At 71.2% G+C, this 23,580-nt stretch carries 20 protein-coding genes; 4 read left to right on the forward strand and 16 right to left on the reverse strand.

All coding sequences use genetic code 11. From position 1 onward, the window contains the following. Positions 1-107: 107 nt before the first annotated feature. From kynU to AC07DS_RS41495, 7 genes are all read right to left on the reverse strand, one after another. Entirely contained in the window at positions 108-1,319 is a 1,212-nt protein-coding gene (kynU, locus tag AC07DS_RS41465; protein ID WP_479153909.1) for a kynureninase, read from the reverse strand. Next, positions 1,312-2,160 carry a tryptophan 2,3-dioxygenase family protein gene (locus AC07DS_RS41470; protein ID WP_145886223.1) on the reverse strand — a complete coding sequence of 283 codons (849 nt, stop codon included), beginning with the start codon at positions 2,158-2,160 and terminating at the stop codon, positions 1,312-1,314. Before AC07DS_RS41470 ends, kynU begins: the two co-directional genes overlap by 8 nt. 152 nt (positions 2,161-2,312) lie before the next feature. Continuing rightward, positions 2,313-2,726: a DUF3151 domain-containing protein gene (locus AC07DS_RS41475; protein WP_479153910.1), complete on the reverse strand. Its 414-nt coding sequence runs from the start codon at positions 2,724-2,726 to the stop codon at positions 2,313-2,315. Positions 2,727-2,782: 56 nt separating this feature from the next. Further along, positions 2,783-4,240 carry an MFS transporter gene (locus tag AC07DS_RS41480; protein WP_479153911.1) on the reverse strand — a complete coding sequence of 486 codons (1,458 nt, stop codon included), beginning with the start codon at positions 4,238-4,240 and terminating at the stop codon, positions 2,783-2,785. Positions 4,241-4,306: 66 nt separating this feature from the next. Beyond that, positions 4,307-5,329, reverse strand: coding sequence for a class II fructose-bisphosphate aldolase (gene fbaA / locus AC07DS_RS41485; protein WP_479153912.1), 1,023 nt, complete (start codon positions 5,327-5,329; stop codon positions 4,307-4,309). 145 nt (positions 5,330-5,474) lie between these two features. Next, a complete protein-coding gene (pyrE, locus tag AC07DS_RS41490; RefSeq protein ID WP_094215844.1) occupies positions 5,475-6,023 on the reverse strand; it encodes an orotate phosphoribosyltransferase in 549 nt (182 codons plus the stop codon). 10 nt (positions 6,024-6,033) lie between these two features. After that, positions 6,034-6,840: an aldose epimerase family protein gene (locus tag AC07DS_RS41495; RefSeq protein ID WP_479153913.1), complete on the reverse strand. Its 807-nt coding sequence runs from the start codon at positions 6,838-6,840 to the stop codon at positions 6,034-6,036. A gap of 64 nt (positions 6,841-6,904) precedes the next feature. Between AC07DS_RS41495 and AC07DS_RS41500 the strand changes: the two genes are divergently transcribed. Further along, positions 6,905-7,279, forward strand: a complete 375-nt coding sequence (locus tag AC07DS_RS41500; protein WP_479153914.1) for a YciI family protein — start codon at positions 6,905-6,907, stop codon at positions 7,277-7,279. A 132-nt stretch (positions 7,280-7,411) separates the two neighbouring features. On the opposite strand, the gene AC07DS_RS41505 is transcribed toward AC07DS_RS41500, so the two are convergent. The 6 genes from AC07DS_RS41505 to AC07DS_RS41530 all read right to left on the reverse strand — a co-directional run bounded on the left by AC07DS_RS41505 (position 7,412) and on the right by AC07DS_RS41530 (position 16,699). Further along, on the reverse strand, positions 7,412-8,212 hold the full coding sequence (locus tag AC07DS_RS41505; RefSeq protein ID WP_479153915.1) for an SRPBCC family protein: 801 nt from the start codon (positions 8,210-8,212) through the stop codon (positions 7,412-7,414). A gap of 58 nt (positions 8,213-8,270) precedes the next feature. Then, positions 8,271-9,911, reverse strand: a complete 1,641-nt coding sequence (locus AC07DS_RS41510) for a polyamine aminopropyltransferase (RefSeq protein WP_479153916.1) — start codon at positions 9,909-9,911, stop codon at positions 8,271-8,273. A 110-nt stretch (positions 9,912-10,021) separates the two neighbouring features. Next, on the reverse strand, positions 10,022-10,546 hold the full coding sequence (locus AC07DS_RS41515; RefSeq protein ID WP_479153917.1) for a DUF2617 family protein: 525 nt from the start codon (positions 10,544-10,546) through the stop codon (positions 10,022-10,024). An 866-nt stretch (positions 10,547-11,412) separates the two neighbouring features. Then, the gene (locus AC07DS_RS41520) at positions 11,413-11,874 is read right to left on the reverse strand and encodes a DUF7144 family membrane protein (RefSeq protein WP_479153918.1); all 462 of its coding nucleotides are present in this window, start codon (positions 11,872-11,874) and stop codon (positions 11,413-11,415) included. Between the two features lie 326 nt (positions 11,875-12,200). Continuing rightward, positions 12,201-13,214, reverse strand: a complete 1,014-nt coding sequence (gene ku, locus AC07DS_RS41525) for a non-homologous end joining protein Ku (protein WP_479153919.1) — start codon at positions 13,212-13,214, stop codon at positions 12,201-12,203. A gap of 911 nt (positions 13,215-14,125) precedes the next feature. Beyond that, positions 14,126-16,699: a tetratricopeptide repeat protein gene (locus tag AC07DS_RS41530; RefSeq protein ID WP_479153920.1), complete on the reverse strand. Its 2,574-nt coding sequence runs from the start codon at positions 16,697-16,699 to the stop codon at positions 14,126-14,128. A 469-nt stretch (positions 16,700-17,168) separates the two neighbouring features. On the opposite strand from AC07DS_RS41530, the gene AC07DS_RS41535 reads away from it, so the two are divergent. Beyond that, positions 17,169-18,362 (forward strand): pyridoxal phosphate-dependent aminotransferase, encoded by a 1,194-nt coding sequence (locus AC07DS_RS41535; RefSeq protein WP_479153921.1) that lies wholly within the window; start codon positions 17,169-17,171, stop codon positions 18,360-18,362. Between the two features lie 42 nt (positions 18,363-18,404). Here the strand turns inward: AC07DS_RS41535 and AC07DS_RS41540 are convergent, their stop codons facing one another. Both AC07DS_RS41540 and AC07DS_RS41545 read right to left on the reverse strand, forming a co-directional pair. Beyond that, positions 18,405-18,935: a YbjN domain-containing protein gene (locus tag AC07DS_RS41540; RefSeq protein ID WP_479153922.1), complete on the reverse strand. Its 531-nt coding sequence runs from the start codon at positions 18,933-18,935 to the stop codon at positions 18,405-18,407. A 112-nt stretch (positions 18,936-19,047) separates the two neighbouring features. Then, positions 19,048-19,446 (reverse strand): recombinase zinc beta ribbon domain-containing protein, encoded by a 399-nt coding sequence (locus tag AC07DS_RS41545; protein ID WP_479153923.1) that lies wholly within the window; start codon positions 19,444-19,446, stop codon positions 19,048-19,050. A 50-nt stretch (positions 19,447-19,496) separates the two neighbouring features. Here AC07DS_RS41545 and AC07DS_RS41550 point away from each other — a divergent pair, with 50 nt between their 5' ends. Continuing rightward, positions 19,497-20,030, forward strand: a complete 534-nt coding sequence (locus AC07DS_RS41550) for a hypothetical protein (RefSeq protein ID WP_479153924.1) — start codon at positions 19,497-19,499, stop codon at positions 20,028-20,030. A 227-nt stretch (positions 20,031-20,257) separates the two neighbouring features. Here the strand turns inward: AC07DS_RS41550 and clpB are convergent, their stop codons facing one another. Further along, the gene (gene clpB / locus AC07DS_RS41555) at positions 20,258-22,855 is read right to left on the reverse strand and encodes an ATP-dependent chaperone ClpB (protein ID WP_479153925.1); all 2,598 of its coding nucleotides are present in this window, start codon (positions 22,853-22,855) and stop codon (positions 20,258-20,260) included. A gap of 162 nt (positions 22,856-23,017) precedes the next feature. Between clpB and AC07DS_RS41560 the strand changes: the two genes are divergently transcribed. Then, positions 23,018-23,431, forward strand: a complete 414-nt coding sequence (locus AC07DS_RS41560; RefSeq protein WP_479153926.1) for a pyridoxamine 5'-phosphate oxidase family protein — start codon at positions 23,018-23,020, stop codon at positions 23,429-23,431. The last annotated feature ends 149 nt before the right edge of the window (positions 23,432-23,580 follow it).

Consider the following 23,580-nt stretch of genomic DNA (forward strand, 5'->3'; position numbering starts at 1 on the left):
GCCGTTGGCGGGGACGGTATCAGGCCGGTGACGTGCGCGGACATGGGGTTGTCACACACGGTGAGGGCGGGGCGCAATCGCACCCCGCCCCAACTGCCGCGACTCGCCTAGCCGAGCACCTCCGCCAGCACCCGAGCGGCCCGCTCCGTCTCGGCGAAGCTCACGTACAGCGGGCTGAAGCCGAAGCGGAGGACATCGGGACTGCGGAAGTCGCCGACCACGCCCCGGTCGATGAGCTGCTTCATCACGTCACCCGCGTCGGGGCAGCGCAGGGCGATCTGGCTGCCGCGCTCCTCATGGAGCTCCGGGGTCACGGAGGTGACCCGGCCCGGCTCGGTGTACGCCGCGACGCACTCCAGGAAGAAGTCCGTCAGGGCCAGGGACTTGGCGCGGACCGCGGCGACGGAGACCTCGTCCCAGATCTCCAGGGCCGCCTCCAGAGCCAGCATGGACAGGATGTCCGGGGTGCCGACGCGGCCGCGCAGGGCGCCCGGTGCCGGCTCGTAGGACTGGCTCATGCCGAACGGCTCGGCGTGCGAGTTCCAGCCGGGCAGCGGGGAGTCGAAGCGGTCCTGCAGGTCGCGGCGGACGTAGAGGAACGCCGGTGCACCCGGGCCGCCGTTCAGGTACTTGTAGGTGCAGCCGACCGCGAGGTCGACCCCGTGCTCGTCCAGGCCCACCGGCAGCGCGCCCACGCTGTGGCACAGGTCCCAGACCGCGACCGCGCCGGACGCGTGGATCGCGGCGGTCAGCGACGGCAGGTCGTGCAGCCGGCCGCTGCGGTAGTCGACGTGGTTCAGCAGCACGGCCGCCGTACGCTCGCCCAGCGCCGCGGGCACCTCGGCGGGGGTCACCGGGCGCAGGGTGCGGCCGGTCAGGCGGGCCGCCGACTCGGCGATGTAGCCGTCCGTGGGGAACGTCGTCGCGTCGACCAGGATCTCGTCGCGGGCCGGGTCCACCATGCGGACCGCCGCCACAAGCGCCTTGAAGACGTTGACACTTGTGGAGTCGCCGACCACGATCTGGCCCGGTGCCGCGCCGACCAGCGGGGCGATGCGGTCACCGATCCGCTCGGGGGCCGTCCACCAGCCGCTCTCGTCCCAGGAGCGGATGCGCAGCTCGCCCCACTGCCGGCGGACGACGTCCTCGATCCGGCCCGGCACGTTCGCCTGCAGGGCACCGAGGGAGTTCCCGTCCAGGTAGACGCCCGCGGCGTCAGCCGCCTGATCGGATGCAGTGTCGAGGACGAAACGGGAGCGCAGCGGGGCCAGTTCGTCGGCCGCGTCCAGCTTCTTCGCGCGCAGGCTCAGCTCAGACATGGGACCTCGCCGTCCACAGCTCCGGGAACACGTTCTTGCCGGCGCGCTTCTCCAGCCAGGCCACGCCTGCGGAGCCGCCCGTGCCGGCCTTGGCGCCCATCGCACGGCGGGTGGCGACCAGATGGTCGTTGCGCCAGCGCCAGACCAGCTCGGCGACGTCGGACAGCGCCTCGCCGAGGCGGGCGAGTTCGGCGTTCTGGTCGCCGGAGTAGATCTCCGTCCAGGCCGCCTCGACGGCGTCGGAGGTCTCGTAGCGCAGGGCGACGTCCCGGCGCAGGACGGCCTCGGGGATCGCGTGGCCGCGGCGCGCGAGCAGCCGTACGACCTCGTCGTACAGGCTCGGCTCGTGCAGCGCCTTCTCCAGTTCCGCGTGGACGCGCGGGGCGCCGCGGTGCGGGACGAGCATGGACGCGGACTTCTCGCCGAGCAGGAACTCCATGCGGCGGTACATCGCCGACTGGAAACCGGAGCCCTCGCCGAGGGCGGAACGGTACGAGTTGAACTGGGCCGGGGTCAGCTGGCCGAGCGGCCGCCAGGAGGCGTTCAGGGCCTCGAGCTCCCGCACGGAGCGCTTCAGCGCGGCGACGGCCGTCGGGACGTCGTCCGAGCGCAGGGCCTTCGCGGCGGTCTCCCACTCGTGCACGATCACCGTGAACCACAGCTCCATGACCTGGGTGGTGACCAGGAAGACCATCTCTCCGGGGTCGTCGGAGAGGGTGTGCTGGAGATGGGTGAGCACGTCCGCCCTGACGTAGTCCTCGTACGGCGTCGTGCCGGCGAAGTCGAGATGCGGGGTCTCGGGCTCAGCGGCCTCACGAGGGGGGCGAGCCGGTTGGGACATCGCTGTCTCCTGTTGTTGCTCCGGGTAGCGGTCCGCCCCTGCCGATGCCGGCACGGGGGCCCCGGTCCCCAAGCGGAATCCTCCGCAATCCCGACGGATACGGCAAGGCCCGTCTGCTGCCAGACGGGCCACACCGGGCACTCCCGCAGCGGTCAGCCCAGGGTCTGGGCGGCCGTCGGGGAGGAGTCCTTCAGGAACTGCGAGCAGCGCTCGTACTCCGCCTGCTCGCCGATGGACTGGGCGGCGCGGGCGAGGGCGTGCAGGGCGCGCAGGAAGCCGCGGTTCGGCTCGTGCTCCCACGGGACCGGGCCGTGGCCCTTCCAGCCGCCTCGGCGCAGGGCGTCCAGGCCGCGGTGGTAACCCGTACGGGCGTAGGCGTACGACTCCACGACCGCGCCCCGCTCGAACGCGTCGTCGGCCAGCTGGGCCCAGGCGAGGGAGGAGGTGGGGTACTTGGCGGCGACGTCCGTCGGCGCGGTGCCCTGGGCGAGGAGTTCGCGGGGCTCCGGGTCGTCGGGGAGGTGAGTGGGGGGCGGGCCGCCGAGGAGGTTCTCGTGAATCGTCATGTGTTCAGTCTGGCGCACCGTGACCGGGAGGGCTCAGCCGACCGTCCCGCAGCCCCCTAGGGGGTTTCGTGGTCCGGCTCCAGTGGCGGGGACATGACGGAGCCGTGCCGGGTGCATTCGGGGTGGAGGCAGTTCGGAGGGGGCCGCCGGATCAGGGTGAAGGCCAGGACCGAGCCCAGGACCAGCACACCCGCACAGATCGGCATCGCCCGGTCGAACGCCGCGTCGAACGCGGCGGCGGACCGGTACGCCTCCGGGCCCATGCCCGCCAGCAGCGGGAGCCCGGCGACGGCCATCAGGCCCGCCGCCCGCGCCGCCGCGTTGTTGATGCCGCTGGCCAGGCCCGCCCGGGCGGTGTCGACCGAGGCGAGGACCGTGGCGGTCAGCGGGGCGACCAGGACGACCATGCCCGTGCCCATCACGAGGAGCGGCGGGAGGACGTCCACGAGGTAGTCCGCGTCCGGTCCCACCCGGAGCATCAGCAGCAGCGCCGCAGCGCACAGCAGGGGACCGACGGTGAGCGGCAGGCGCGGGCCCGTGCGGTCGGCCAGCGCGCCGGAGCGGGCCGAGAACAGCAGCATCATGGCCGTCGTGGGCAGCAGGGCCGTACCGGCCTGCAGGGCGGAGTAACCGGCCACCACCTGCAGCTGGAGCGCGGTGAGGAAGAAGAAGCCGCCGAAGGCCGCGTACACGCACAGCGTGACCAGGTTGACCGCGGTGAACTGGCGCGAGGCGAAGATGTCCGGCGGCAGCATGGGGTCGGGGCGGTGCTTCTCGACGTAGACGAAGGCGACGGCCGCGGCCACGCCCGCGACCGCGCTCAGCACCACGCCCGGGGAGCCGCCGGGGGCCTCGATGAGCGCGTACGTGAGCAGGGCGAGCGCCAGGGCGCCCAGGGCCGCGCCGAGGACGTCGAAGCGGCCGTGGGTGCGTGCGTCGGTCGACTCGGGGACGTGGCGCAGGGCGACGGGGACGCACAGGAGGGCCAGCGGCACGTTGAGGAGGAACACCCAGCGCCAGCCGGGGCCGTCCACCAGCCAGCCGCCCAGGAACGGTCCGACGGCCGCGCCGATGCCGCCGAAGCCGGACCACAGGCCGACCGCCCGGCTCCGGTCGTCCGGGTGGAAGGAGGCCTGGATGAGGGCGAGCGAGCCGGGGGTGAGGAGCGCGCCGCCGACGCCCTGCAGGGCCCGGGCGGCGATGAGGACCCCGGACGTCGGGGCCACGCCGCACAGCAGGGACGCCGACGCGAACCAGACGACGCCCAGCACGAAGATCTTCCGGCGGCCGTAGCGGTCCCCGAGCGAGCCGCCCAGCAGGATCAGACCGGCCAGCGTGACCATGTACGCGTTCACCGTCCATTGCAGGGCGGCGAGGCTCGCGCCGAGGTCGCGGCCGATGGTCGGGAGCGCCACGTTGACGACGGTGGAGTCCAGCATGGCCATGCTGGAGCCGAGGACCGTGGTGAACAGGATCCACTTGCCCTGCAGTGAGGCGATCCGGACGTCGGGCATGCCTCCAGATATACAGCGGACCCGGTGCCGGGGCACCGGGTCTGCCGCAGACGTCCTCGGACGCGCTTACTTGATCTTGTTGCCCGCCGAGCGCAGGTGCTGCGTGGCCTCGAGGACGCGGGCCGCCATCGACGCCTCGGCCAGCTTGCCCCAGGTGCGCGGGTCGTAGGCCTTCTTGTTGCCGACCTCGCCGTCGATCTTCAGGACGCCGTCGTAGTTCTGGAACATGTGAGCGGCGACCGGCCGGGTGAAGGCGTACTGGGTGTCCGTGTCCAGGTTCATCTTCACGACGCCGTTCTCCAGCGCGGTCTGGATCTCCTGCTCGGTGGAGCCGGAGCCGCCGTGGAAGACGAAGTCGAACGGGGACTGCTTGCCGAACTTGGCGGCGACGCCCTCGTTCAGCTCCTTCAGCAGCTCGGGCCGGAGCACGACGTTGCCCGGCTTGTACACGCCGTGCACGTTGCCGAAGGAGGCGGCCAGCAGGTAGCGGCCCTTCTCGCCCAGGCCCAGGGCCTCGGCGGTGCGGATCGCGTCCTCGACCGTGGTGTACAGGGAGTCGTTGATCTCGTGGGAGACGCCGTCCTCCTCGCCACCGGTCGGGGTGATCTCGACCTCGAGGATGATGTTGGCGCGGCGGGCCTGCTCCAGGAGCTCCTGCGCGATGGCCAGGTTGTCGGCCAGGGTCTCGGCGGAGCCGTCCCACATGTGGGACTGGAACAGCGGGTTGCGGCCGGCCTTGACGCGCTCCTCGGAGATCGCGAGCAGCGGACGTACGTACCCGTCGAGCTTGTCCTTCGGGCAGTGGTCGGTGTGCAGCGCGATGTTGACGGGGTACTTCTCGGCGACGATGTGCGCGAACTCGGCGAGCGCGACCGCGCCGCTCACCATGTCCTTGCTGTACTGGCCGCCCAGAAACTCGGCACCGCCCGTCGAGATCTGGACGATGCCGTCGCTCTCCGCCTCCGCGAAGCCGCGCAGCGCCGCGTGCAGGGTCTGGGTCGAGGTGACGTTGATGGCCGGGTAGGCGAACTTGCCTGCCTTCGCCCGGTCGAGCATCTCGTTGTAGACCTCGGGGGTTGCGATGGGCATCTGTCCGCTCCTTGGGTGTGCGGGTTGGCGATCTGCGTACTACGGCCCTGACCTAGACCTTGGGGGCGACGTCATCGTCGTCCCCATCTTTCCAGACATGACGTGATGGTCGGCGCCCCGGTCAAGTCCAGGTCAAACCGGCGCGTCAGTCCAGACCCAGTTCATCCTTCGAGAAGGCGAAGACGTACGGCACGCCGGCCTGCTCGGCGACGGCCTCGGCCGCGCCGGTCGCCCGGTCCACGATCGTGGCGACGGCGACGACCTCCGCGCCGGCCTCACGCAGCGCCTCCACCGCGGTCAGCACGGAGCCGCCGGTGGTGGAGGTGTCCTCGACGGCGAGGACACGGCGGCCCTTGACCTCGGCGCCCTCGATGCGGCGCTGCAGGCCGTGCGCCTTGCCGGCCTTGCGGACCACGAAGGCGTCCAGGACCTTCCCGCGCGCGGCGGAGGCGTGCAGCATCGCGGTGGCCACCGGGTCGGCGCCCAGGGTCAGGCCGCCGACGGCCTCGAAGTCCAGCTCGGCGGTCAGGTCGAGCATGACCTGACCGACCAGCGGCGCGGCCTCGCCGTCCAGCGTGATCCGGCGAAGGTCGATGTAGTAGTCGGCTTCCTTGCCCGACGACAGGGTCACCTTGCCGTGCACCACGGCCTTGTCCTTGATCTGCTGCAGCAGCGCGCCGCGTACATCCGTCATGCCGAACAGCTTAGAGGCGCCGCCAGCTCCAGGTGGTCGTCGCCTCCAGCGGTTCCAGCGGCGTGACCAGGCGGGGCAGTGTGTTCAGGCCGTTGGGCGGACCGGTCTGCGGCTCCACGCAGACGGCCTCCGCCTGTTCGTCGTAGACGACGACCCACTCCTCGCGGCTGGTCACCTCAAGCTCCAGCTGTCCGGGCCAGGTGAGGGTGACGTCGACGCCGCCGGGCATGCCGAAACAGTCGTCCCAGGGGCCGGGCTTCGGGTCGATGCGGTTGCCGGTGGGCAGGTGGTCGGCGCCCCGCTCCTCCTGCCAGGCGGGCGTGAAGTCCAGCCGGACCTCCTCGCCCGCCGCGCCGTCCTCGCCGGTGAGGGTCCGGTGGAACCAGGGGTGCCAGCCGATCTGCGCCGGGAAGGAATTGTCGTACGCCTCCACGGACATCGTCAGCGTCAGGCTGTCCTCGGTCAGCGCGACGACGTGGGTGACGCGGCCGCGGTGCGGCCAGGGGTCGGCCAGGTCGTGCGTGATGACGGCCTCGTGCGCGTCGACGCGGGCGGTGCGCCAGGCGCCGTCACGGGCGGTGCCGTGGATGGCGTGCGGCGGCGAGTTCAGGGGCATCTGGCGGACGGTGGCACCGTCCAGGAAGCGGCCCTCGCGGATCCGGCCGCACCAGGGCACCATCGGGAAGCAGCCGAAGCGCTCGCCCTGGCGCAGCAGCTCCGTGCCGCCGATCCGGAGCCCACCGATACGGCCGCCGTTGCCGGGCCGCACGACCACTTCCGCGTCGCCCGCGGTCAGCGTGATGTCTTCGTTACTCACGGGACGACCCTACTGGGGCGATCAAGAGGGCGTGCGCCGTCCGCGCGGTGCCAGGGTGGGGGGCATGAAGTACATGGTGCTGATGTACGCCGATCCGGCGGCGACCGAGGCCATGACCGCCGGGCAGCGCGCCGAGGTGTTCCGCAGGCACGAAGCGCTCCACGAGGACCTGGCTGAGACCGGCGAGATGCTGAACGGCGCCGGTCTGGGCTACCCGAGGGACACGGCCACCCTCCGCCGGGCCGGGCAGGGTTCGGTCGCCGCGGACGGGCCGCTCACGGACGCCGCCGAGCAGCTCACCGCCTACTACGTCATCGAGTGCGCGAGCCCGGAGCGGGCGCGCGAGATCGCCGGGCGGGTCCTCGACTTCCACGTCGTGGCGGTCGAGGTGCGGCCGGTGCACGACTGGTTCGGCATGGGCGAGGCACCGGATCGCTGAGCCCTGCCGTCGAACTCCCGTCTGCCCCGCGACGCCGTGCACGCACTCTCGCCGCGGGGCCGCCCTCCGAGCGACGACGGGAGTTCGACGACAGGACCTGGGCCCTGTCGGACGGGCCCGGGCCCGCGGCCGTCAGCGGCGCTTGCGCAGGGCGCGGCCCACGACGATCGCCGAGGCCAGGGCCAGGGCCGCCGCGGGGGCCGCCCAGCGCAGGACCGGGTTCCCGCCGACGGTCTGGGGGGCCGGCACGGGGGCGTAGCGGCCGCGCGGCGGGGCGTGGTCGACCTCCTCCGCGCTGCGGCCGATCATCGTGCGGCGCGCGTGCGCGGCCTCGGCGGGGGGCTCGCCCAGGTCCTCGAGGTCTTCACCGATGCGCTCTTCGGAGGCCGGGGCCTCGTATGCTGCCGCGTCGGCGTCCTCGGTGTCCTCGGTGTCCAGCGAGGGCGGGGGGACCTCGGTGTCGAAGACCGAGGTGTGTTCCGGCTCGGCCTCCCGCTCCGGTTCCTTCTCCTGCGGGGTCTCCGCCAGGCTCTCCACGAAACGGTTGAGCAGCCGGGTCACCGCCGAGGCGACCGCGTCCGCCGGCAGCTCCGTGATACGGCCGTCCGCGTTCGCCGTGCCCTCGACCGTGACGGTGGTGCCGTCCTCGGTGCCGGTGAGGCGCAGGGTGAGGGCGAGTTCGACGGCGCCGGTGCCGCGGGCCTCGGTGGCGTCGCCCTCGACGGCGTACGTGCCGTTCTCCCGGGGTGTGACACGCAGCGCTCCCCGGTAGGTGACGGAGTGCCCGCCCACGCGCAACTTCAGGCGTCCTGCTACGGGTTCGGCGCCGGCGTCCTGCTGGAGTCCGGGGACCGCCCGCGCCACTCGTGCGGGGTCGGCAAGGGCTTCTCCGAGCCGCTCGGCCGGAACCGGGACGAAGACCTGGTGCTCCATGTCGGACGAGCCTACCCAGGAGTGGGCGGAACGTACCCTCCTGCGAACAGGTGCCTCGTCAATAACGCGGATGCACCAGCGTCGACGCCGGCAGCCCCTCGATCCGTGTGCGGGCCGCCGCCCGCGCGTCGGCCGTCAGCTCGGCCCGGGACAGCGTCCGCGGGTTCGGACCCCCCGGGCCCAGGGTCAGCCGAGGAGCCGGGCCCCACGGCGCCGCCAGCAGGAACCCCCAGTCGTGCGGTGCCCGCGACGCCCCCGCCGAGCGGTCCGGACCCGCCGGGAAGCCGGAGTCCTGGCCCAGGACCCGGTAGGGGGAGATGCCGAAACCGGCTGCGCGCAGCGTCGACGCCACCGTCCAGAAGACCCGGGGGCGGGCCGCTACGGGCCCGGCGTGCACCACCAGGCGGCCGCCGGGAGCGAGGACGCGGCGGGCCAGGCCGTAGAACTCCTGGGAGTACAGCTTGGTGCTGGCGGTGATGCCGGGGTCGGGCAGGTCCGCGATCACGACGTCGTACGACGGCCGCCGCGCCCCGCGCAGCCAGTCGAGCGCGTCCGCGGTCGTGACACGGACGCGGGGGTCGTCGAACGCGTGGCCGTTGAGGGCGGACAGGCCGGGGTCGCTGCGGGCCAGACCGATCAGGCCGGAGTCGAGTTCGACGACGTCGACGCGGCGCACGCCGCCGTACCGCAGGACCTCGCGGGTGGCCAGGCCGTCGCCGCCGCCGAGGATCAGCACGCGCGCGTGCGGGCCGCTCATCACCGGGTGGACCAGCGCCTCGTGGTAGCGGCGTTCGTCGCGGCCGCCGACCCGCAGCCGGCCGTCCAGGAAGAGGTCGAGGGGGCGGCCGTGGGTGCCGCCGGCGAGGACGACCTCCTGGACGTTCGTCTGCAGGGCGACCCGGACGTCCTTGCCGTACACCGCGTGCCGGGCGGCGCGTTCGAACTCGTCGGCGAGGGCGGCGGCGGACGCGAGCACGGCAAGCACGGCGAGGCCGACGAGCAGCAGGGTCCAGCGGGCGCGGCGGGTCAGGTCGCGGCGGAACAGGCCGAGGACCAGGGCGCCGCCCGCGACGACGTTGACGGTGCCGGTGAGCAGGGCGCCGGTCAACTGGCCGAGGAACGGCAGGAGAAGGAAGGGAAAGGCGAGGCCGCCGACCAGCGCGCCGACGTAGTCCGCCGCGAACAGGTCGGCCACCGCGCCGCCCGCGTCCTGGCGGCGGATGCGCTGGATCAGCTCCATCAGCAAGGGGACTTCGGCGCCCACGAGCAGACCGATGGCGAGGGAGAAGGCGACCAGGAGACAGCGCGGGCCGTCGGCCCACACCCCGCCCCAGCCGCCGGTCCAGGCGAAGACGGCGTACAACGCCATCGCGCTGCAGCCGCCGACCAGGGCGAGGGCGGTCTCGATCGCACCGAAGCCGGCGGCCGCGTGCCAGCGCAGCCGCTTGGCGGCGAGGGAGCCGATGCCCATCGCGAAGACCATCACGGACAGCACGACGGACGCCTGGGTGACCGTGTCGCCGATCAAGTACGAGGCGAAGGCGACGAGTTCGAGTTCGTACACCAGTCCGCAGGCCGCGCAGACGAAGACGCACACGAGGACCAGGAACCGCCCGGTGCCGGGCCGGACGGGCAGCCGTGCGGGGCCGGGCTGCCAGGGCGAAGTGCCCGGGCGCGCGGGGGCGTGCGGTTCGATCACGTTGCGACGTTACGTCACACGCTCGGTACGCTTCGTCACCCACACGTGTGGAACTCGGGGCAGTTGACGCAATGCCGGTTTATGTCGGCCGAGAGCATGTCCGACAATATCTAGCTCGACTGGGCCACCGGCTCCCGTGACCCGACCCGGGTCCGGGTCGCCACCAACTGCCCGTCCTGCGGGTATGCGTGCCAGGTGCGCCAGTGCACCTGGCCCCCGTGGCGCTGGGCCAGCATCGCGGTGAAGGCGTGCGGGCTGCCGGGGAAGACACCGGCGAGACCGTGCGGGTGCTCGGAGACGAGGGCCAGCAACTCCTGGGCGCGGCCCGCGAACGAGCCCGGGGTGAGCACCTCGACGCGCGCCGCGAACTCGTACTCCCAGTCGCCGACCCGCTTGGCGACGCCGAGCGGCAGCGGGGTGCTGGACCCGGGGATGCACGCGACCGTCTCCGAGCAACTGCCCCGCTCCTCCTCCAGAAGTACCTGGTGGGATGCGCCGAGCAGTCTCAACTGCATTTTCACCCCGGTCAGTTCCAGATCGAGGGTGGCGAGGGCGGGCAGCGGCTCGCGCCCCAGGGCCCAGGCCAGATCGGCAGCGCGGGTATCGGTGTAGGAGGTGTTGAGGGTCGTGAGCATGGATCGGCTCCGCTAACGCGCAAAGAAGAGGGGGGAGATCGGCCATGTCAGCCCGGTCAGCCCGGCCGGCCCGGCCGGGGAGGGGAGTCTGCGGGACGTCCGCGGGGCTGCGCTGGTGATTTAGAGGGAATCATGAAGAGTGGCTCCGCCACAGCGTTTTTACCCAACTTCGTGGGGTTTCCATCCCTCAGAGGGCTCCACAGTTCAACTGTTCAACCACGGCGTGCGCCGGGGCGCGTGGAAAAAACGGCCGGGCGCCCGCGGAATGCCTTCGTCCGGCGGGCGCCCGGCGGCGGGGAAGCTCGGCTGCCCCGTGTCAGCTGCCTCCCCCGCATCCACCCCCACCGCACGAGGAACCCCCACCGCAGGAGGAGCCCCCACCGCATGAGGAGCCCCCGCCGCACGACGAGTGACCGCCCCCGCAGGAGTGGTGGCCGCCGTGGTGGCCACCCGAGTGGCCGCCGGACGACGAACCACCGCCCGCGTCACCCGCCCACCAGCTGGCGCCCGCGCTGGACGACGACGAGCCGTACGCCCGGTTCCGCCCGCGGCCCTTGCGGAGCGACGGCCCGGCATGCCGCTTCCGACGGATCTTGCTCGCCAGGGTCAGCACAACCACGCCCACCACCAGCATGATGAGTTCGATCGTGGTGTCACTCATGGCGTCGCCCTCCTTCCGTTCCCCCGAAGCGGCCCCCGTGGACGCCTCGTCCTTCCCGCCCGTGGTGCGGTGACGGGGGGATGCCCGACCCTCCTGTGCCTCAAAGCAGAGTTGAGGAACTTCTGAGGGTCAACACACAGAAAAGACCCCTGACCTGCACAGATGAGCAGATCAGGGGCTTCGGGGTCTCACTGGGCGGTGAGGTTCACTGACCGCCGCCGGTCTCGATATGGACCCGCGTCAGCGCAAACAGGATCAGGAGGTCGAGGGCCATCACGGGGATGGCCCACAACGGGTAGTACGGAACGAACATGAACTGGGTGATCAGGCTGATCGCTGCCACCGCCACACCGGCCCCGCGACCCCAGCTCTGGCCCAGCAGGACTCCCAGGCCGGCAATGACGAGTGCCACTCCGATCACAACGTGGATCCAGCCCCAAGCCGTCAGGTCGAACCGGTAGGCGTACCGGGACGCGGCGAACAGGGTGTCCTGTGCGATTCCGGCTGAGCCCATCAGGATGCTGAGGGGCCCACTGACCATCATCAGGATCCCGGCGAACGATGACGCGTCGATGATCGCTTCGTTCCCGCCGGGCCCCCCGTGTCCTGGCTGTGTCCTGTTCTGCACCGTTGCCATGGCAGCAGCCTTCCTGTACAGCGCGGTCACCGATGCAAACCGCCCGCGCGAAGCCAGCCACGCTCCCCTGACAGCATGGCCGCAATCCTTCGGCACCGCGACTGCAACCCGGCCGCCGTCAGGGCATTGCCGCAGGTGCCGCGAAGGGCACACCCGTACCCCGGATGAGCTGTGTTCCGTCCGTGGCTCACTGGTTCGTCTGTGCCCCGTGATTCTCTTCAGAATTGCGCTGGAACACCGTGTCGATGGCGCGGCGGGCACGCTGACGACTGTCGGGCATCAAATGGGCGTATACCCGCAGCGTCAGCCCCGGGTCGGCATGCCCCATGTGCTCGCGCGCCGACTCGTACTTGCCGTCATCGTCCGCCTCCGGAATGAGCCCGGCGACCGCGAGAGCGGGCTTCCACTCCTTGCCGTTGCAGTTGCTGCGCCACACCATGCCCCCCTTGCTCAGCCGTGAAGATCAGCCGAGCGGACACGTTCGGCCCCTCCGGCACGTCCCACGGCAACGTGATCTCCACGGGCTTGAAGACGTCCATATGCGCCCGGAGCGCTTCCGCCACGGAGCCGGGCAACGGGACGTCCCGCCTCTTCCCGCCCTCGGGGAGAGCGAACACCGGGTGCCCTTCCACGTGCTTGATCTGCCGGACCACGTGGAGCGTCCGCCCGTCGGCGATGGCGTCCTCAGCGAGCCCGAACACCTCGCCCTGGCGCAGGCCGCACCCGGCCCCGACGTCGACCATCGCTCGGTATCGCTCCAGAAGGGCCGCGCGAACGGCGAACACCTGGGCGGGCACCCACGGGACCACGGGATGCGAGTCAGGCTTCGGCATCTCGTGTACCTCGGCGGGGTCGCGAATCTCGTCCGGCCAGCGCGTTGCGTGGAGCACCAGGACGTCGTCCTTCACGCGGAGCAGGCCGAGTCGCTCGCGGCCGGACCATGCGTACTTCGCGACGGCCACCTTGCTGGAGCGGCCAAGGGCCTGCACGAGCACCTTGTACGGCTTGGCGGCGACCTGGCTGGACGGCTGCAGGTAGTAGCCCTCGCCGATGCGGATCGGGTCGACCGACTCCAGCGGCACGAACGCGTCGATCTCGATGGCCTTCGCCGTGGGTAGTGGCAGGTTCCTCAGCTCGTCGTCCGTGATGGGGATGACCTGCGTCTTGGTCAGCTCGTACCCCTTGCCGATCTCGTCCGGGGAGACCTCACGGTCCTCCAGTTCGCACACCTTGCGCACCCGGACGCGGCCCATGTCCTGAAGGTGGTACTGGTGGAAGCGGATGCTGTGGTCCTCGGTCGCGCTGACCACGTTGATCGGTACCGTGACCAGACCGAAGGAGATGGCGCCTGACCAGATGGTCCGGGGCAAGGCACACCTCCGTGGTCGCCCGGAGCAACACCAGCCTATGAGCGTCGCATCTGCCCCGCACCCAAGCCCTGGATGCGGTTCTGGAGCTGCGGGAGGAACCTGGAGCTGTGTCCGTCCTCTGCTTGTCCGCTGCTGGTCGGCAAGGCCGCAGCCGAGCGGAGTGGGGTGAGCCGAGTGCCGAATCGTCCCGAGTGGCAGGGCTGGCGGCAGAACGCACCGCCTACCCAACGTCCAGCTTCAACCCGTACCGCGCACCGACTGAAGGCCGCGGCGCTTGTGGCTCTGGTGATCTGCATTGCGGCGCTCGCATTTGCACTCACCGTTAGTTTCGGGCGTAACGGCGGCGCATCGGACGGGCAGGGATCGTCAACAGATCCCACCGCCGTCTGGGCTCTGGCAGTCGCCGGGGTATCGGGTGCTGGAACCCTCATGATGGGTATTGCCGCAATGATCAAAGAGGTGCGAGCCGCCCGTTCACCCGAGCAGCCACGCGTCCTGCACGCACGGCACGTACAGGACCGCAATCGCACGACGCGGCCGCACGGCCACTGGCGTTAGGGACGGCCGACCCGGTTGTTCCGCACGGCGTACAGCGACGGGATCGAGGTGTACGACGTGGGCTGGATGAGCTGACATCGAACTCAGTTGCCCAACTTGGCTCACGCGCTCAACTCGGCGTCTGTGGGCCACGTGCGGGCCAACGCACCGATGCCGCAGACAACTTGTGGCACTGGTGCAGGTCAGGAGGCGGGTTCAGTCGGATACCGCAACCCTCTTGAAAACCGCCGTAGTGCAAGGCGGTGAGGAGCGGCATCCATAGAGGGCAACGGGACCGCAGGCGTACGCCAATACCCCGCAACCCATGCGACGAGCCCGTCAGGCTCGGGGACGGCGTCGGATCCCGTCAGCCTTCAGGCGTGGGGTGTCTCTCCCGCCTTCCCCCGCCAGTAGGCGAGGTTGTGGCGGGTGGTCAGGGTGTCGGGGTGGTCCTCACCCAGCACCCGCAGCCGGTCGGCCAGCAACTGTTCAAACGCGGCTGCGGCACCGGCCGCGTCTCCCGCCTCCGCCCGCCACCGGGCGAGATTGCTGCGGGTGGTCAGGGTGTCGGGGTGGTCCTCACCCAGCACCCGCAGCCGGTCGGCCAGCAGCTCCTCGAACGCGGCTGCGGCACCGGCCGCGTCTCCCGCCTTCCCCCGCAGGTAGGCGAGGTTGTGGCGAGCGGTCAGGGTGTGGGGGTGGTCCTCACCCTGCACCCGCAGCCGGTCGGCCAGCAACTGCTCGAACGCGGCTGCGGCACCGGCCGCGTCTCCCGCCCCCTGCCAGTAGGCGAGGTCGTTGCGGGTGGTCAGGGTGTCGGGGTGGTCCTCACCCAGCACCCGCAGCCGGTCGGCCAGCAGCTGCTCGTACGCGGCTCCGGCGCCGACCGCGTCTCCCGCCTCCGCCCGCCACCGGGCGAGATTGCTGCGGGTGGTCAGGGTGTCAGGGTGGTCCTCACCCAGCACCCGCAGCCGGTCAGCCAGCAGCTGCTCATACGCGGCTGCGGCACCGGCCGCGTCTCCCGCCTTCCCCCGCAGGTAGGCGAGGTTGTTGCGGGCGGTCAGGGTGTCAGGGTGGTCCTCACCCTGCACCCGCAGCCGGTCGGCCAGCAGCTGCTCGTACGCGGCTGCGGCGCCGACCGCGTCTCCCGCCTCCCCCTGCCACCGGGCGAGCTCGTTGCGGGTGGTCAGGGTGTCAGGGTGGTCCTCACCCAGCACCCGCAGCCGGTCGGCCAGCAGCTGCTCGTACGCGGCTGCGGCGCCGACCGCGTCTCCCGCCTCCGCCCGCCACCGGGCGAGATTGCTGCGGGTGGTCAGGGTGTCAGGGTGGTCCTCACCCAGCACCCGCAGCCGGTCAGCCAGCAGCTGCTCGTACGCGGCTGCGGCACCCGCCGCGTCACCCGCCTCCCCCCGCCACCGGGCGAGGCTGCTGCGGGCGGTCAGGGTGTCGGGGTGGTCGGGACCTAGGCGGTGGCCGGTGGTCTCGGTCAGGCGATGGAAGTGGGCTGTGGCGGCGGTGACCTGGCCGGCTTCGCCGAGGCTTTGCCCGGCCTGGTACAGCACCGTATGCGCGTCGGGCTGGTACAGGGCATCTCCGGCGGTACGGGTGAGAGTGGTGGTATTGGCGCGCAGGGCCTGGGCGAGTTCGGTGTCGCGTTCGATGTCCGGCCAGGCGGCCATGAGGGCGTCGGCGGCAGCGTGGGCGTGCTGGTCGTGCTGGTCGGGGGTGAGCGTGTCGCGGGTGGCACGCTGGATGAGCTGGTGGACGCGGACGGTTTGGTGGGGGGTGGCGGGGGTGTGGTCGATGAGGCTGAGCCGGTGCAGGGCCCGCAGTGCACCGGCCGCCTCGTCCGCAGTGACAGACACAGGAGGCTTGGGGTGCCGGGTCAGGTGGGTGAGGGCGGGTTCGCTGGTCAGAACGGTTTCGGGGATGCCGTTGGGGTTGAGGAACGCGGCGAGCTGGAGCATCGGGCGGGCAAGGCCCACCGGGCGCAGGGTGTCGGCGCGGTCGACGGACAGCGACCAGGCTGCCGCCGCGGTCTGGGTCTGACCGTCAGGCAGAACCTCGGGGGCGGCATCCGCGAGCAGGGTGGCACGGTCGGCCAGCAGCCCCCGGTAGGCGACGGCGCTGATGCCGGCATCAATGAGGTAGGCAGCGGCTTGCGACAACGCCAGCGGCAGGTGCCCTAAGTCCTGGGCGAGCGCGGCGAGCTGCTCGTCGGGCTCAAGGCGCTCACGGGCACCCAGCGCGGCAGTGAGGTAGGCGAGGGACTCGGCCTCGGAGAACAGCCCGACCTTGATCAGACGCCCGGCCAGGGTCAGGGCGGCGTCCTGACGGCGGGTGGTGACCAGGGTCCGGCCGTGCGGGCCGGCCGGTGGCCACAGACCGTTCAGGTCGGCGGGGTCGGTGACGTCGTCGAGGACGACCAGCCACCGGCACGGCGTCGCGTTCGCCTTGGGCTCCAGCCAGGCCAAAAACGCGCGCGCGGCCGCCTCCCGGTCCGCCGGGTCGGCACCCAGGATCTCCACGGCGGCCTGCGCATACCCGGACGCGGCCGCGGTGGCGTTGCTCGCGGTGATCCACACCAGCACGTCCAGCTCACCGGCCCGCCAGGCCGTGCGGGCGTAGTCGGCGGCCAGCTGGGTCTTGCCCACCCCACCCATCCCGGCCAGCACCTGCCCGCGGACCGTGTCCTGCCCCACCAGGACCGCAGCCTGTCCACCCGTGAGTGCTTCACGCAGCCGCGCCACTTCGGCGCGGGTCTGGAAACATCCCGCCTGCGGCGGGATCACCCCCACCTGATGCGGCCACCCGGCCGGAGGCCGCCGGGCCCCGTAGTAGTAGTGGTTGTGGTCGCCCTTGCCTGTGACCGGGCCGCCAAATGAACCGCCACGGAAGTCGACGTGGTCCTCGCCCTCAGCGCCGCACTTCGCCTCTCCGTCCGTCACCAACGCCCCCTCGAACACGGCCGGAATCCAGCATCCCGACCGTACCCGCGCACCCACCCCGGCCACCGGCCATTCGCGACACAGAGCAGACCTGGAACAGACGCTGATTCCCCCAGACATCCCCCAGCCGCAGCACGCAAAGGCAAACCTGCAGGTCACGGACAGCGGACTTGGCCCGCTGTAAATCTGCCGGCTCAGCCTTCCCACGCCTGCTCCACGGTGTGTGGGTCGACAGCGGACGGGATGAGAGCCGAGGGAGTGGTGGGTGAGACATCCCAGCTGCGACCAGAGCACTCTGGCGGCCCCGGGGCCTATCGGGCCGTCTGTGGGCCGTCCGAAGGCGACCGACAACGACAGACAACGACAGCTGAGCACAGCTCTCCCCCAGGTCAGAGATGGCGCGTCAGGCATCCGTGCGGGCTTCCAACCCCGAAGGGTGGGTTGAGGAACTCCAGAGCTTGGGCGCAGGATGGCCGGCATGACGTCCAGCGCGCGCCCGCACCTCAACCGCCGTCTCGCCGAGTTCGGGACGACGATCTTCGCGGAGATGTCCGCCCTCGCCGTGGCGACCGGGTCGATCAACCTGGGCCAGGGCTTTCCCGACACCGACGGCCCCGAGGAGGTCCGGGAGGCCGCCGTACGCGCACTGCGCGACGGGCGCGGCAACCAGTACCCGCCGGGCCCGGGCGTCCCCGAGCTGCGCACCGCGATCGCCGCGCACCAGCAGCGCCGCTACGGGCTGTCGTACGACCCCGACACCGAGGTACTGGTCACGGCGGGCGCGACGGAGGCGATCGCGGCCTCGCTGCTGGCGCTGCTGGAGCCGGGCGACGAGGTGGTGGCCCTGGAGCCGTACTACGACTCCTACGCGGCGAGCATCGCGATGGCGGGCGGCCGGCGGGTGCCGGTGACGCTGCGGCCGTCCTTCGACGAGGGGGCGCGTTTCCGGCTGGACCTGGACGAGCTGCGCGCGGCGGTCACGGACCGCACCCGGCTGCTGCTGGTCAACACCCCGCACAACCCGACCGGTACGGTCCTCACGCGCGCGGAGCTGGCCGCGATCGCCGAGCTGGCGGTGGAGCGGGATCTGCTGGTGGTGACGGACGAGGTCTACGAGCACCTGGTCTTCGACGACGCCGAGCATCTGCCGCTGGCCGCGTTCCCCGGGATGCGCGAGCGGACGGTGACGATCGGCTCGGCCGGCAAGACCTTCTCCTTCACCGGCTGGAAGGTCGGCTGGGTGACGGCGGCGCCGGAGCTGGTGACCGCGGTCCGCTCGGCGAAGCAGTTCCTGACCTACGTCTCCTCCGGCCCCTTCCAGTACGCGGTGGCGGAGGCCCTGGCCCTCCCGGACACGTACTTCGAGGCGTTCCGCGCCGGCATGCTGGCCAAGCGGGACATCCTGGCGGCCGGTCTGACGGAGGCCGGCTTCGAGGTCTTCAAGCCGGCCGGCACCTACTTCATCACGACCGACATCCGCCCCCTCGGCGAGAAGGACGGCTTCGCCTTCTGCCGCGCCCTGCCGGAGCGGGCGGGCGTGGTGGCCATCCCCAACGCGGTCTTCTACGACGACCGCGAGGCGGGAGCGCCCTTCGTGCGGTTCGCGTTCTGCAAGCGCGAGGAGGTCCTGCGGGAGGCGGCTGAGCGACTGCGGCACATGTGAGCCCTGTCCGGGGGCTGGTGCCCCCGGACCCGGCCGACTCGGTTACTCCCCGTCTTCCTCGGGCTCCTCCGCGTCGTCGACCTCCTGCTCCAGACCCAGCTGCTCGACCAGCCACTTGTCGAACTCGATCGCGGCCCGCACCCAGCTGACCGTGGACGAGACCCAGTGGTTGATGTCGACACCGGTGCCGATCAGCATCTGGGCCTCACCGATGAGGCGGACGGTGCCGTCGTCGTGGGTGTGGGTGTACACCTTGGGCCACAGCGTGCGGCGGTTCCAGTCGTCGATGGACTCCAGCAGCTGCGGCTTCTCGTCGATCTGGTGCGGGCGGTCGTAGAAGGTCCGCACCGAGAAGACAGCCTGTTCGGCCTCCCCACGGAACATGAAGTACGTGCGGAACAGCTCCCACGGCGCCGCGAGGTCTCCCTCCTCGTCGACGACGTACTTCAGCTCCATCTGGTCCAGGAGCTGCTTCACGAGGTCCTGATCCGGGACGACGGGGCCGGCCGGTCCCTGGGACTGGGGTTCGGGCTGGCCCCCGAAGTTCGGAATCGAGGACGGGTCGATGGACATACTTGGAGACTCCTGCGGTCGTCTGGCTCGTCCGGCCATCGCTGAGACCAGACGTGTACGTCTCACCCTCTCTCTCCGGACCCATCACCGGCAACCTGCTCCGCCGACGCGCTTACCCCGTGTCACGGATCAACGCCGAGATGGCCAGAATCCCGGCCCCATCCCCTTGGCCTGCCGCAGCTCCAGGAAATATCGGCGCGCGCCTTCCTCGGTGGTGAGATTGGTGAGTGCCTTCGGCGATCGCCGCGGTGTGATCCTTTGCGGGTGCATAGGTCCGCTTGGTCTCTGTCAGATCGCCGGCCTTGTCCAGAAAGCGCCGCCCCAAGGTCTCGTTGAGACTCTCGGACCGCCAAGTCGACGGGTTCTCACAACGGTTCATTTCGGAGATCGACCGGCACTGGTAGTAGGTGAGTACCTTCGTCGTACCATCAGCCAGGCGGTTCTTCTGGTGCCGCACATACATGGGCCTGCCACAGATCCCAAAGAGTCCGACTGCCACGAGGCCAGTCACGAGCCCCGACGGGCCTGTCGGCAATCGGCTGACATGATCCGGCCGGGTCGATGACGTTCCAGTGGGCGGACGGGGGCACGAGGGTGGACGTGCGGGGCGGTACGGCGGGTGCGCGGGCCGGGCGGGGCCGGATCAGGTGGGGGCTGTTCGCAGCGATCATGACAGTGCCGGCGCTGCTGCTGGCCGGGGTGATCGCGCTGGTGATCAGGTTCATGACCTCGGACTATCCGCTGGGCGGGGGCCCGGAGAAGGTGCCGTGCGCCGAGGCGCTGGACTTCGGCGGGGCGAAACTGCCGAAGGGGGCGTACGACACCGAGTGCACCGTGCGGGCCTGGATGGACACCGACTACCGGGCCGACTTCCGGATGCCTCGGGCGGACGTGCGCGACTGGCTGAAGGACGCCTACCCGAAGGGGCCTGCGCCCGGCACGGAGTACTGCGACGACGGGGCGGACCTGTGTCTGAACCTGGACTCCGAGGAGCACGGGCCCCCGGCCGGCGTCGATGCGAACGCGGTCGTCGTGAACGTGACCTACGAGGGCCCGGACACGGCGCGGGTGACCTTCTCCGCGTTCACCGTGTGACGCCCGCCCGCCGACCGCTGTGCGCCATGATGCGGTCATGCACATACCGGGACCGGCGCGATGGGTGCTGTGGGCCCTGTGGCTGGGTTGCCTGGGGTTCTCGATCTGGTTCTTCTGGACGCTGTACGTCGCCATGAGCAGCGTCTGAACCGACCGCCGAGAGACGACGGCCCCTTCCTGCGGTCACCGGAAGGTGAGCGGAGGAAGGGGCAGCACTCCGACGCGTCCTACAGCGTCTTGCCTGTCGGCGGTCCCACGATCAGCCCCTCGCCGAAGCGGTCCACGCGGACCGTGTCGCCGTCCTTGACCTCGCCGGAGAGGATCTCCCTGGCGAGGCGGTCGCCGATGGCGGTCTGGACGAGACGGCGCAGCGGGCGGGCGCCGTAAGCCGGGTCGTTGCCCTCGTCCGCCAGCCAGGCCAGCGCCTCCGGGGTGACGTCCAGGGTGAGCCGGCGTTCGGCCAGCCGCTTGGCCAGGCGGTCGATCTGCAGCCGGGCGATCCGGGCCAGCTCGTCCTTGTCCAGGGCCGAGAAGACCACCAGGTCGTCGAGCCGGTTGAGGAACTCCGGCTTGAAGGAGGTGCGTACGGCCTCCAGGACCTGCTCCTTCTTCTCCGCCTCGCCGAGCACCGGGTCGACCAGGTACTGGCTGCCCAGGTTGGAGGTGAGCACCAGGATGGTGTTGCGGAAGTCGACCGTGCGGCCCTGTCCGTCCGTCAGGCGGCCGTCGTCCAGCACCTGCAGGAGGACGTCGAAGACCTCGGGGTGGGCCTTCTCCACCTCGTCCAGCAGCACGACGGTGTAGGGGCGGCGGCGGACGGCCTCGGTGAGCTGGCCGCCCTCCTCGTAGCCGATGTATCCGGGGGGCGCGCCGACCAGGCGGGCCACGCTGTGCTTCTCGCCGTACTCCGACATGTCGATGCGGACCATGGCCCGCTCGTCGTCGAAGAGGAAGTCGGCCAGTGCCTTGGCCAGTTCGGTCTTGCCGACGCCGGTCGGGCCGAGGAAGAGGAAGGAACCGGTGGGCCTGTCGGGGTCGGCGATGCCGGCGCGGGCGCGCCGTACCGCGTCCGACACGGCCCGGACGGCCTCGGTCTGGCCGATGAGGCGCTTGCCCAGCTCGTCCTCCATGCGCAGCAGCTTCTGCGTCTCGCCCTCCAGCAGGCGGCCGGCCGGGATACCGGTCCAGGCGGCGACGACGTCGGCGATGTCGTCGGAGCCGACCTCCTCCTTGACCATCGTGCCCTTGACGACCTCCTCCTCGGCCTCCGAGGCCTCCTCCAGCTCCTTCTCCAACTGCGGGATCTCGCCGTACAGCAGCTTGGCCGCGGTGTCGAAGTCGCCGTCGCGCTGGGCGCGTTCGGCCTGGCCGCGCAGGTCGTCGAGGCGCTCCTTCAGCTCACCGACCCGGTTGAGGGACTGCTTCTCCTTCTCCCAGCGGGCGGTGAGACCGCGCAGCTCCTCCTCCTTGTCGGCGAGGTCGCGGCGCAGCTTCTCCAGGCGTTCGCGGGAGGCCGGGTCGGTCTCCTTGGCGATCGCCAGCTCCTCCATCCTCAACCGGTCGACGGAGCGCTGGAGTTCGTCGATCTCGACGGGCGACGAGTCGATCTCCATGCGCAGCCGGGAGGCCGCCTCGTCGACCAGGTCGATGGCCTTGTCGGGGAGGAAGCGGGAGGTGATGTAGCGGTCGGAGAGAGTGGCCGCGGCCACCAGCGCGCTGTCCGCGATCTGCACCTTGTGGTGAGCCTCGTACCGGCCCTTCAGGCCGCGGAGGATGGCGATGGTGTCCTCGACGCTCGGCTCCGCCACCAGCACCTGCTGGAAGCGGCGCTCCAGGGCGGGGTCCTTCTCGATCCGCTCCCGGTACTCGTCGAGGGTGGTCGCGCCGACCATGCGCAGCTCGCCGCGGGCCAGCATCGGCTTGAGCATGTTGCCCGCGTCCATGGCGGAGTCGCCGCCCGCGCCGGCGCCCACGACGGTGTGCAGCTCGTCGATGAACGTGATGATCTGACCGTCGGAGTCCTTGATCTCGGCGAGCACGGACTTCAGCCGCTCCTCGAACTCACCGCGGTACTTGGCGCCGGCCACCATCGCGCCGAGGTCGAGGGAGACCAGCCGCTTGTCCTTCAGCGACTCGGGGACGTCCCCCTTCACGATCCGCTGGGCGAGGCCCTCCACCACGGCGGTCTTGCCGACACCGGGCTCGCCGATGAGGACGGGGTTGTTCTTCGTACGACGCGACAGCACCTGCACGACCCGGCGGATCTCCTGGTCCCGCCCGATGACCGGGTCGAGCCGGCCCTCACGGGCGGCGGCGGTGAAGTCGGTGCCGAACTTCTCCAGGGCCTTGTACTGGCCCTCGGGGTCGGCGGTGGTCACGCGGCGTCCTCCCCTGGCCTTCTGGAAGGCCTCCTGCAGCTTCTTCGCATCGGCTCCCTGCCCCTGGAGCACCTCGCCGGCCGCGCCGCCCTTCGCGGCGATGCCCATCAGCAGGTGCTCGGTGGACAGGTACTCGTCACCCAGTGCCTTCGCCCGCTCGGCGGCGTCCGCGAGGACCGCGAGCAGCTCACGGCCCGGCTGCGGGGGCGCCACGGTGGAGCCGGTCACGCTGGGCAGCGAGGCGAGCACCCGCTCGGCCCCGGAGCGTACCGCTGCCTGGTCGGCCTCCACGGCGGCCAGCAGGTCGGTGATGTTCTCGTTCTCCTGCCCCGCGAGCAGCGCGAGGAGCAGGTGGGCGGGCATGAGGTCCGGGTGCCCCTCGGTCACGGCCCGGTTACTGGCCGCGTTGATCGCGTCCCGGCTCCTGTTGGTCAGCTCGGCGTCCACGTTCGCGTTCTCCTCCTCGGCGTCGGCTCGCAGGCCGTGTCTCCGCTGTCACTCTCCCACTGCTGACTTAACCAGCGTACACAAAGTTGAGTCTATTCCACTCAAGGTGCGACGGCTGTGGCTCCTTGGGGATTGCAGCTTCCTGCAATTAGGTTTCGCCCCATGCCCACCTACTCCCAGGACCCGGCCGCGCCGGACGAGCCGTACCTCGCCTTCTGGCGGGAACGGCACCTGTGCACCCTGACCACGCTGCGCCCCGACGGCAGCCCGCACGTGGTGCCGGTCGGGGTGACCTACGACCCCGGGGCACGGCTGGCCAGGGTGATCACGAACAAGACGAGCGCGAAGGTGTCCCACGTCCTGGCGGCCGGGGCCGAGGGCGCCGGGGTCGCCGTGTGCCAGGTGGACGGCCGGCGCTGGGCCACGCTGGAGGGCCGGGCACACGTGCGCTCCGAGCCGGAGCGGGTGGCCGAGGCGGAGCGGCGGTACGCCGAGCGGTACCACCGGGAGCCCGGGGAGAACCCCTCCCGGGTGGTGATCGAGATCGAGTTGGAGCGGGCGCTCGGGAGGGGCTGAGGCGAGGCGGTCAACCGGTCGGTTTCAGCCACCTGGGATCGCTCCCATACGTCGAAATGTCGCCACAAACTGCAGCGGGGGGGGGGGGGGGGGGGGGGGGGGGGGGGGGGGGGGGGGGGGGGGGGCGGCGGAGCGTCTTTTTTTCGGGG

It is taken from the genome of Streptomyces sp. NPDC044064 (assembly GCF_056434245.1).

Excerpts from the sequence above, each read along its gene's own strand:
- kynU (WP_479153909.1), bottom strand. The coding sequence starts at position 1,319 with ATGTCTGAGCTGAGCCTGCGCGCGAAGAAGCTGGACGCGGCCGACGAA.
- AC07DS_RS41470 (WP_145886223.1), bottom strand. The coding sequence starts at position 2,160 with ATGTCCCAACCGGCTCGCCCCCCTCGTGAGGCCGCTGAGCCCGAGACC.
- AC07DS_RS41475 (WP_479153910.1), bottom strand. The coding sequence starts at position 2,726 with ATGACGATTCACGAGAACCTCCTCGGCGGCCCGCCCCCCACTCACCTC.
- AC07DS_RS41480 (WP_479153911.1), bottom strand. The coding sequence starts at position 4,240 with ATGCCCGACGTCCGGATCGCCTCACTGCAGGGCAAGTGGATCCTGTTC.
- fbaA (WP_479153912.1), bottom strand. The coding sequence starts at position 5,329 with ATGCCCATCGCAACCCCCGAGGTCTACAACGAGATGCTCGACCGGGCG.
- pyrE (WP_094215844.1), bottom strand. The coding sequence starts at position 6,023 with ATGACGGATGTACGCGGCGCGCTGCTGCAGCAGATCAAGGACAAGGCC.
- AC07DS_RS41500 (WP_479153914.1), top strand. The coding sequence starts at position 6,905 with ATGAAGTACATGGTGCTGATGTACGCCGATCCGGCGGCGACCGAGGCC.
- AC07DS_RS41505 (WP_479153915.1), bottom strand. The coding sequence starts at position 8,212 with ATGGAGCACCAGGTCTTCGTCCCGGTTCCGGCCGAGCGGCTCGGAGAA.
- AC07DS_RS41515 (WP_479153917.1), bottom strand. The coding sequence starts at position 10,546 with ATGCTCACGACCCTCAACACCTCCTACACCGATACCCGCGCTGCCGAT.
- AC07DS_RS41535 (WP_479153921.1), top strand. The coding sequence starts at position 17,169 with ATGGCCGGCATGACGTCCAGCGCGCGCCCGCACCTCAACCGCCGTCTC.
- AC07DS_RS41540 (WP_479153922.1), bottom strand. The coding sequence starts at position 18,935 with ATGTCCATCGACCCGTCCTCGATTCCGAACTTCGGGGGCCAGCCCGAA.
- AC07DS_RS41550 (WP_479153924.1), top strand. The coding sequence starts at position 19,497 with ATGACGTTCCAGTGGGCGGACGGGGGCACGAGGGTGGACGTGCGGGGC.
- AC07DS_RS41560 (WP_479153926.1), top strand. The coding sequence starts at position 23,018 with ATGCCCACCTACTCCCAGGACCCGGCCGCGCCGGACGAGCCGTACCTC.